The sequence below is a fragment of the Bathymodiolus heckerae thiotrophic gill symbiont genome (assembly GCF_900128515.1).
GTDB lineage: Bacteria > Pseudomonadota > Gammaproteobacteria > PS1 > Pseudothioglobaceae > Thioglobus_A.
On the sequence record NZ_FQTP01000009.1, the window covers coordinates 25,740 to 34,845 of the forward strand.

10 protein-coding genes and 1 pseudogene are annotated in these 9,106 nt (G+C 34.3%); 2 read left to right on the top strand and 9 right to left on the bottom strand.

What is annotated here, in order from left to right:
• Positions 1–32: 32 nt before the first annotated feature.
• A complete protein-coding gene (locus BTHERMOSOX_RS02240; protein WP_138118997.1) occupies positions 33–917 on the top strand; it encodes a LysR family transcriptional regulator in 885 nt (294 codons plus the stop codon).
• Here the strand turns inward: BTHERMOSOX_RS02240 and prfB are convergent.
• The 9 genes and pseudogenes from prfB to BTHERMOSOX_RS02285 form a co-directional block, all read right to left on the bottom strand.
• Positions 876–1,970 (bottom strand): peptide chain release factor 2, encoded by a 1,095-nt coding sequence (gene prfB, locus BTHERMOSOX_RS02245; protein ID WP_138118999.1) that lies wholly within the window; start codon positions 1,968–1,970, stop codon positions 876–878. The genes BTHERMOSOX_RS02240 and prfB overlap by 42 nt on opposite strands.
• 70 nt (positions 1,971–2,040) lie before the next feature.
• A complete protein-coding gene (rpsO, locus tag BTHERMOSOX_RS02250) occupies positions 2,041–2,301 on the bottom strand; it encodes a 30S ribosomal protein S15 (RefSeq protein ID WP_138119001.1) in 261 nt (86 codons plus the stop codon).
• An 83-nt stretch (positions 2,302–2,384) separates the two neighbouring features.
• Positions 2,385–2,492, bottom strand: a pseudogene (locus tag BTHERMOSOX_RS02255) (LpxL/LpxP family acyltransferase); the annotation flags it as partial.
• Positions 2,493–2,525: 33 nt separating this feature from the next.
• Positions 2,526–3,671 carry a fatty acid desaturase gene (locus tag BTHERMOSOX_RS02260; protein WP_138119003.1) on the bottom strand — a complete coding sequence of 382 codons (1,146 nt, stop codon included), beginning with the start codon at positions 3,669–3,671 and terminating at the stop codon, positions 2,526–2,528.
• The gene (locus tag BTHERMOSOX_RS02265) at positions 3,668–3,934 is read right to left on the bottom strand and encodes a 2Fe-2S iron-sulfur cluster-binding protein (protein WP_171004625.1); all 267 of its coding nucleotides are present in this window, start codon (positions 3,932–3,934) and stop codon (positions 3,668–3,670) included. Before BTHERMOSOX_RS02265 ends, BTHERMOSOX_RS02260 begins: the two co-directional genes overlap by 4 nt.
• A 14-nt stretch (positions 3,935–3,948) precedes the next feature.
• Complete coding sequence (locus tag BTHERMOSOX_RS02270; RefSeq protein WP_138119007.1) at positions 3,949–4,266, bottom strand: AzlD domain-containing protein; 318 nt, start codon at positions 4,264–4,266, stop codon at positions 3,949–3,951.
• Positions 4,259–4,972 carry an AzlC family ABC transporter permease gene (locus BTHERMOSOX_RS02275; RefSeq protein WP_138119009.1) on the bottom strand — a complete coding sequence of 238 codons (714 nt, stop codon included), beginning with the start codon at positions 4,970–4,972 and terminating at the stop codon, positions 4,259–4,261. The genes BTHERMOSOX_RS02270 and BTHERMOSOX_RS02275 overlap by 8 nt, the downstream gene beginning before the upstream one ends.
• Positions 4,973–4,983: 11 nt before the next feature.
• A complete protein-coding gene (locus BTHERMOSOX_RS02280; protein ID WP_138119011.1) occupies positions 4,984–5,934 on the bottom strand; it encodes a bifunctional helix-turn-helix transcriptional regulator/GNAT family N-acetyltransferase in 951 nt (316 codons plus the stop codon).
• A gap of 169 nt (positions 5,935–6,103) precedes the next feature.
• Positions 6,104–7,000: an LpxL/LpxP family acyltransferase gene (locus BTHERMOSOX_RS02285; protein ID WP_138119014.1), complete on the bottom strand. Its 897-nt coding sequence runs from the start codon at positions 6,998–7,000 to the stop codon at positions 6,104–6,106.
• 13 nt (positions 7,001–7,013) lie between these two features.
• Here BTHERMOSOX_RS02285 and dnaG point away from each other — a divergent pair, with 13 nt between their 5' ends.
• Positions 7,014–8,828 (top strand): DNA primase, encoded by a 1,815-nt coding sequence (gene dnaG, locus BTHERMOSOX_RS02290; RefSeq protein WP_138119016.1) that lies wholly within the window; start codon positions 7,014–7,016, stop codon positions 8,826–8,828.
• Positions 8,829–9,106: the final 278 nt, after the last annotated feature.

Genomic DNA, 9,106 nt, shown 5'->3' on the forward strand with positions numbered 1-9,106 from the left:
GTATATAATGTTCGAAAAAAGCGAATATAAATATGAGCCCAAGTTTAAAAAATCTACAATATTTAATTGAATTACATAAGGCCCAACATTTTACTAAGGCGGCAAAAGCTAGTTTTGTCAGTCCATCTACCTTGAGTGCAGGTATTGTTAAGTTGGAGCAAGATTTACAAGTCCAATTGGTGGAAAGAGACAATAAGCATGTTAGCTTTACTTTGGTTGGAGAAGATATTGTAAAGCGTGCTATTAGTATTATATCTGAGGTAAATGATTTAACCGAATCAGCAAAAATAAACTTTTTTGAATCTGAATTGTCTATTGGTGTAATCCCTACTATATCAACGTATTTATTGCCAAAATTTTTGTCTAATATAGAATCTATCCATCCTCAATTAAAAGTAATATTTAAAGAGGATACTAGTAACAATTTAATCAAATTACTTGAACAGGCTAAGATAGATTTTGCAATATTTGCCTTGCCATATGAGATGCCTGATTTTATAGAGAGTTATAAAATATTTGAAGATTCAATTTGTTTTATTGGACACAAGGACAGCTACAACAGCCCAATAAAAGATAAATCGTTACTTTTGCTTGAGGAGGGTCATTGCCTAAGGTCGCATATTTTACAAAGTAATAGCATTTCCAGTAATCAAGTGTCTGAATACTCATGCTCAAGTATATCAACTTTAGTGGCAATGGTTAATATGAAGGTTGGTGTGAGTTTTATTCCAAAAATGGCACTAGAATTTGGCGTACTTAGGCAATATGATAATATTATTACAGATTCACGTTGTGATAAAGTTAAAAGAGATATTGGTGTTATTTATCGTAAAAACAGTGCGCATAAGGAAAATATTCAGAAGCTGGCTAAATTACTAATATCCAGCTTTAAGGCTGGCTTCAATAAATTTATCTAAATTTCCATCCAGTACGTCGCCAGTATTGGTTGATTCAACACCAGTTCTCAAATCTTTAATGCGTGATTGGTCAAGTACATAAGAGCGAATTTGATGCCCCCAGCCGATGTCAGATTTTGCATCTTCTTGCTCTTGACTTTCATTGTTACGTTTTTGCATTTCTAATTCATATAGTTTTGACTTTAACTGCTTCATTGCCTGGTCTTTATTGGCATGCTGAGATCGACCATCTTGACATTGAACAACGGTATTGGTTGGTAGATGAGTAATACGTACCGCAGAATCGGTTTTGTTAACGTGCTGACCACCTGCGCCACTTGCTCGGTAAGTATCAATACGGATATCGGACTTATTAATTTCGATATCAATATCATCATCAACTTCAGGTGAAACAAATACCGAGCAAAATGAAGTGTGGCGTTTGCCATTAGCGTTAAAAGGTGATTTTCGTACTAAGCGATGAATGCCAATTTCACTACGCAGCCAACCATAGGCGTACTCACCTTGTAAATGCACAGTGGCAGATTTAATGCCAGCCACTTCTCCGGCAGAAGCTTCCATCAAAGTGACTTTAAACTTGTGTTTATCGCCCCAGCGTAAGTACATGCGTAACACCATTTCAGCCCAATCTTGAGCCTCAGTACCACCCGAACCTGATTGTATATCTAGATAGGCGGAGTTAGCATCTAAATTGCCATTAAACATGCGTTCAAATTCAAGTTTTGCAATGGATTTTTCTACTGTATTAAGATCTTCTTTGACACCATTAGCGCAATCTTCATCATCTTCAGATTGCGCCATATCGAGTAATTCGACAGCATCATTTAGAATATTATTAGCCTGCTCAAAAGTGTGGCATATTGTTTCCAAGCTTGATTTTTCTTGACTTAGCGATTGTGCCACTTCTGGTTTTGACCAAACATCAGGATTTTCCATTTCTAGCAACACTTCTTCTAGGCGACCTTGTTTTTCCTCAAGATCTAAATGTACAGATAGAATCTTCGCACGCTCAATAAGGTCGTCAATGTGTTGGTAGGTTGGTGATAGTTCCATGATGCTGATTTTACTATTGAGTAGGCATAAAAAAAGCCCCGTATGGGGCCTTTATGAAAAATAATTTAAATTATTTTCTCAAACCTAAGCGTGAAATTAAATCAGAATAAGCGCTTACGTTTTTACCTCTAAGGTAAGTCAATAGTTTTTTACGTTGAGAAACCAAATGTAGTAGGCCTCTTCTTGAATGATGATCTTTCTTATGTGTTTTAAAATGCTCAGTTAAATGTTTAATGCGTGCTGTTAATAAGGCAACTTGCACGTTAGTAGAGCCAGTGTCTCCATCAGTTGCTTGGTATTCTTTGATGATTGCTTGTGTATCAATTGACATAATAAATTTTTCTAAAACATAAATAATAAAGGGTAAATTATACGCTAAATTGTTTAATTGTTCTAATACTTAAAGTAAATAAGTTAATAAAAATCAGGCTCACCTTCTGGGCGAGTTTTAAAGCGTTTATGAATCCATAAATATTGATCTGGATTTTTTAATATTTGTGCTTCTAGTATTTGATTGGTGATGGTATTTTACTAAGAAGAGATAAAAATCTCTAGCTATATGTTTTGAACTCTAGATAGTTCGTTTTTAGATTTTGTTGTCATGATATTAAATACATGGTTAATTGCATTTTGCAATCCCCAAATTTCCGTATATTTTGGCTCATCTTTTTCGGGGTTAGAGGCGCTATTTTGTCGATTATAGGTTGCATTTATCCAATTTAAACAAAGTGGCTTTCTATGATGATAATCATGTTGAGGTAAATCTCCTACCAAAATAAACAAACGTACTGGCAAATGAAAGCATAACTGAGAAAAATACCAAGCTAATATTTTATAACCCTTATTATTAGGGTATTGGGAGCCACAAAATCTACCCCACGATATATCTGCATAAAAATATAGATCTTGCTCTCTTTCTGCTATTGACTTGGGAGTACTATCAAACCAAGCATGTTCACTGCACATCTCAACAAATGCACTTACCTGGTAAAAGATAGCTACAGGAATAATAAATGCGATAAAAAGCGATAGAAGATTTCCAGATATATAATAGGACAAGTAGACTAGTAATGAAATATAAGCGATTGAAAATATACTTCTAGTAGGTCTATTGATATTAATGTTGTATCTTAGCCTAGTAATAAAAAATTTGATATGAAACAAAGGAGAAAATATTGTTGTAAAAAAATTAATATACAGCTTATTTTTTGTTAAGCCAGGCTGTATCCCAAGCTTAGTAAAAAACATAACGATTGGGTCATTTACTGTTGCAAAGGTTCTAGGGGCATGATGTACATTACAATGATCGTGCTGATATGTTTTAAAGTCCTGAGTAATCATTAATATGGTTACTAGGTCACCAAATACAGCATCTACAGCTTTGTTTTTGGACAGCCTCCCATGAACACTTTGGTGTAAGATAACAGCAGCCATTCTTCTTGAAGAAAATACCAAACCTGCCCAAGAAAGAAGCATGATAGAAATATTTTGGTAATTTGATAAATTGTAAAACCCCAGCCATAGTGAGATTAGAAAAATTGATAAAACAAACCCTACATAATAGTACCAATGATTACTTATAGAAGGTTTTTGTGTGGACAGACTTTTTCCTGTTAGCCATGTAGAAAAATAAGAAGGGAATAAAGATTTTTCATATGATTCCCTGACCAAGTCACCTTGGCGAGTGTTCATTTTATTCATAGTTTAACTCCTTTTTGAGTAATATTTAAATCAGTAAGAGGGTACGATTGACATGCAAGATATCTATCTTGAAAGTCTTCATTAGAATGGATTTTTCCAGAAAGTAATTGAAATGAACATTGTTTGCATTGTCCTACACCACAGCTGTATTTGATAGCCACTCCTGCTTCTAAAACTGTATCTAAGATGGTGTTATTTTTATTGCCTTGACATGGAATATTATCAAAAAATATTGTTACAGAACTATCTTTTCTTTTTAGCATAAACATTCTCCAAATTAGACTATATTTTTTATCAAAATGAAAATAACCATACTGACTAATACCACGGCAAGAGTATTTTTTATTAGTAGGCTTAGCAAGATAGTACCAATACCAGCAATTAAAAAAGGGTCTTCAATTATTTGCTGTGTTTGTTCTATACCTCCAAAAACTATAGGAGCCCACATAGCAGTGAGTATGGAGGGGGCAGTAAATGTCAAAAAAGTTTTTACAGAACTATTAAGCTGCAACTTTAACTGTTTGGAAAAAAAGAAATATCTAACAGAAAAAGTTATTGTTGCCATTATGATAATATATAGATTAAATTTATCCATTTTTTTCTTGATAAAGTTTTACAAAATATCCTGCAAACATGCCAATGAATGCAGAAAGTATCAAGCCATTTTCAATTTTTAAATAGTACAAAGCAGTTGCAGAAACCCCACTAGATAAGACTGCTACCAAAGTAGGATGTGTCTTGATACTTGGTATAACCATGGCAATAAATGTAGCAGCAATAGCAAATTCCAACCCTAAAGATTCTATTTTTGGAATTTGAGTTCCAGCATAAATACCGATAAAAGTTGATATGTTCCAAATTATGTAGAAAGTTAAACCTGAAATAATTGCATATTTAACTGATAATTTTCCTGTAGCTTGCTTGTATGTTTCAGTAACTGCAAACATTTCATCAGTTAGTAAAAATGCAATAAAAAATCTCTTAAAAAAAGGCAAATGCCTTACGTCATCTCTGAATGTTGCAGAGTATAGTAAATGTCTAGAGCTAATTACTGAGGTAGAACTAATTAGAGAAAAAATTGAACCTGATGAGCCAATGATAGACATGCCAGACAACTGCGCCGCCCCTGCAAAAACAAAAAGAGATAAAAATTGAGCTTGAATAGGGCTGAACCCAGTTTGGATTGCCATAGAACCACATAAAATTCCCCATGGAATCACCGAAATTGCTAGAGGGAATATATCTACGATAGCTTGAAATGTCACGCTACTATTTTTATTTGTATATGCTAGTTTGCTCATTATGACATTTTTTAATTACTTAGCTCTATTTTCATTTGTACGTTGCATCTTGTATATGGCGAAGATGTAAAAGGCACATACTCAAAGCCAAATTTCTCATACAAAGAAATAGCTGGGGTCAGTACAGAGTTGCACTCTAAGGTAATGGTTTTTGCTCCCAAATCACGAGATTTCTCAATAATGTGTTGAGTAAGGTGTTGACCAATTCCTTTTCTGCGGAAAGATTTTTTGACAGTCATTTTTACCAACTCGTATGTTTCTGAATTTATCTTAATAAGCCCACATGTTCCAATTACGATGCCGTTTAATGTAACTATTGCAATATACCCGCTTTTTTTTAAAATAGTTTCGTTAGGCTTGTCAAGGTATTCAAAGTCTTTATCCTCAGGAGTCCAATAATCTTTAATCCATTCTAGATTTAGGCTCCTGAAAGCTTCTGCATGACTTTCGTTAAAAGGGTTTATTTTTATTGAGCTAAATTGTTCTTTTTTGAGATTACTTTTCACTCTTTCATGTATTCCCTTTCGATTAAGTGCCTGTTCAATAGCGTCTAGGTCACTCCAAAGATTTATTTCTGATTCTAAAAAGAGGCTGTTAATTGCTTTTGATACATCAGCTATTTGCGGATTAAGCTTTGTTGCTTCTTTGCGCCCTAAATTTGTCAAAGTTAGCATGGTTACTCTTAAGTCATTTTTCTTTTTGGCGAGTGTTACAAGGCCAGCATCATACATTTCTTTTGAAATTTTACTTACAGCAGAGCTGGCTAAACCAGTAGATTCGGCTATCTCGCTTACGGCTAAGTTATTTTGTGTCATTAACATAAAAAATACTGGGAACCAATGAGGTTGTAAATTTACATCGTAAAGTTCGTAGATATTTTTAGCATCATTTGTAATTATGTGTGACAATCTACGAAGTCGACTTCCTAGAGCGGCACTACCAATCAAATTATAAAATTTCATTAAAAATGGAGGTTAAATAAAATATACGTAATTAATATACGTAATTAATATACATGATTTTGTGATCGAATCAATGTTTTTTCAAAATATTTTAGTTGGACTTGTTTAATAGGTCTTAGTGTGATGTTAAGTTGATGATTTATACTTTTGGATTAGGGTTAAAAATTCTTTAATAAAAATCAGGCTCACCTTCTGGGCGAGTTTTAAAGCGTTTATGAATCCATAAATATTGATCTGGATTTTTTAATATTTGTGCTTCTAGTATTTGATTGGTGATAGTAGCACTTGTTGTAGAATCGGCATCTGGATAGTTCTTAATAGGCGACTCAAAACTCATGCTATATCCGGATTCAGTGCGAATAAAGTAATATGGAATAACGACCGTATTTTCGCTTTTAGCTAAGCGAGCAGTAGCAGCAACAGTTGCCGTTTGGATATTAAAAAATGGCGCAAATACACACTTTTCTAAGCCTAGATCTTGATCGGGTGCGTACCAAATGGGTAGTTTGTTTTTAATGGCTTTAAGTATTGAGCGCGTATCTTTAGTTTTGATCATAATTGCACCATTATCAATAAAGCCTTTTCGCATTACTTCATCAAACAAAGCATTATTTTGAGGCCTGTATATATTAGCGATATTATATTTTAGTAATAGTGAACGAGATCCAAGCATCAATGGCATAAAGTGAGCTGCTAATAAAATAACACTTTTATCTTGTTTGATAGTTTCGGTTAAATAATGTTCATTATGAATGCTAAGCATTGAGATGACTTTTTTATCGGTTGCAAAATAAGCGTTAGCCGTTTCAAAAATCGAAATACCAATTGATTCAAAGTTTTGCTTGACCAGTCGCTCAACTTCAGATTTATTTTTATTTGGAAAGCATTGGGAGATATTAATAAAAGCAATTTTTCTAAAACGACCGAGTACTGGGTAAAGCAGTAAACCCATTGCTTTACCTAAAAAAATTTGAACTTTAAAAGGCAGTTTGGCGCCTAGCTTCATCAATCCAATTAGGATCCATGTTGGTATAAATTTAGGATGATAAAAATTTTGATTATTCATTAAAATACGCTTTATGCCTTATATTGCTCAGAGCTTTATTGACGATCTTCCTAATCAAATCGACATTGTTGATTTGATTAGGAAGCGCTTGCCCTTAAAAAAATCTGGCAGCGATTATCGCGCACCTTGTCCTTTTCATGGCGGTAAAAATAGTAATTTTGCTGTCAATGCTCACAAGCAATTTTATCACTGTTTTAAGTGTGGAGAGAGTGGCGGTGCAATTAGTTTTATTCAAAAATTTGACAACTTAAATTTTGTTGAGGCTATTGAAACCATTGCTAGTGAATATGGCTTGGCCATTGAGTATGATTCTAAATCTAAGCCAGTCGACCCGAGACTTGAGAGTTATCGTAATCTTTCTAAAAAGGTAGGTGAGTTTTATTCAGCTCAACTTCGTAACTCTCCAGCAAAAGAAAAGGCTGTTAGCTATGCTAAGGCTCGAGGTATTAGTGGCGAAATTGCTAAACGCTTTGAATTAGGTTTTGCCTCCCCAGGCAATAAAGATTTAATGCTTAATTTTGAGAATAGTGAGCAAGACCTTGCCGATCTTAAAACATTGGGGTTGATAAAAGAGGGTCAGTATGGAGATTATGATTTTTTCCGTGATCGACTAATATTTCCGATACATAATACCAAAGGTAATATTATTGCTTTTGGCGGTAGGGCGTTTGATAAAGATGCCAAGGCTAAATATTTAAACTCTTCAGAAAGTGCAATTTTTTCAAAATCAAGGGAATTGTACGGCTTGCACCACGCGCGTAAATATTCTAGAGCCATAGATTATATTTTAGTGGTCGAGGGTTATATGGATGTGGTGGCGTTGCATCAAGCTGGTATTACCAAAGTAGTAGCAACATTGGGTACGGCCACTTCTACTGAGCATTTATTAATTTTGATGCGCACTACTAATGTTGTGGTATTTTGTTTTGATGGCGATGAAGCGGGTCGTTCTGCGGCCTGGAAAGCGTTGAAAATTACTCTGCCTTTAACCAAAGTTGGGATAACGTTTAAATTCTTATTTTTACCTGATGACGAAGACCCAGATTCTTTAGTGAAGCAGGAGTCGGCCAAGGTATTTGAAGAGCGTATTGGCAAGGCACAGCCTTTGTCAAAATTTTTGTTTGATCATATCAAATCTAAGGTCGACTTTGATACCATTGAAGGCAAAACTCAATTTTTAGAAAGAATATCGGTTTTGATTAAATCGGTGAATTATGAGGTTTACCAGCAACAGTTAATTGAGGGTGTTGCACAAATCGTTGGTCAGAGTATTGATCAGGTTCGAGTTATTTTCGATCAAGAAACTCCTCAGTCTCAAGAGCGGCCAAGTGTTTATTTTGATGAAGCCAGTTATGAAGATCGCCCAGAAAATGATCTTAATGATTTTTCCGAGCATTCCGATTTTGAGTCTACTCTAGTCGTTAAACCTAACAACATGAAAGTACTCATGTCTAAAATGATTACATTAATGCTTAATTACCCAATGTTGGCTGATTCGACGACTGAAATTAGAGTGCGCTCTATTGAAAGCTCTCAAGTGTTATTAGAGCTAATAAGATCAGCCCAAATAGATGAGAATATTACTCAATCAGAGCTAATCAAACCATTTCAAAATAAACAAGGCGTCTTTAAACGACTTAATGAGTTATGTGCGCTTGAACCTTTTTTAAGCGAAGTTCAGGCACGAGAAGAGTTTTTGTCTATTTTAAATTCAATAGAAAGACAGGAAAAAGGCCAAAAAATTAAGGCCTCTATTCATCATGCGCATACGCTTGAAGAGCAGCAAGAGATCGTGCAAGGAATTCTTAAAAGTAAGCGAAAATCTTAATTATTTCTCTAAATCTCTTCTCTGAAATACGGGAACGATTTACATACTTATTTTTTACTTTCATAACGGTACTTTAACATGGTTTTAAATATGCTTGGGTTGTCATGACCCAAGTTTTATTATTAAGTAAATTAATACTGCATATTCATTCCTTGAATTCGCATAACAAGTGCAATTTTAATTGTAATTAAATAGCCAGTTGTAATAAACTTTGCTATTTTCTTACTACGGGAAATTGCAATGAATTATCAACAACTGACTAACGATGAACGATACCA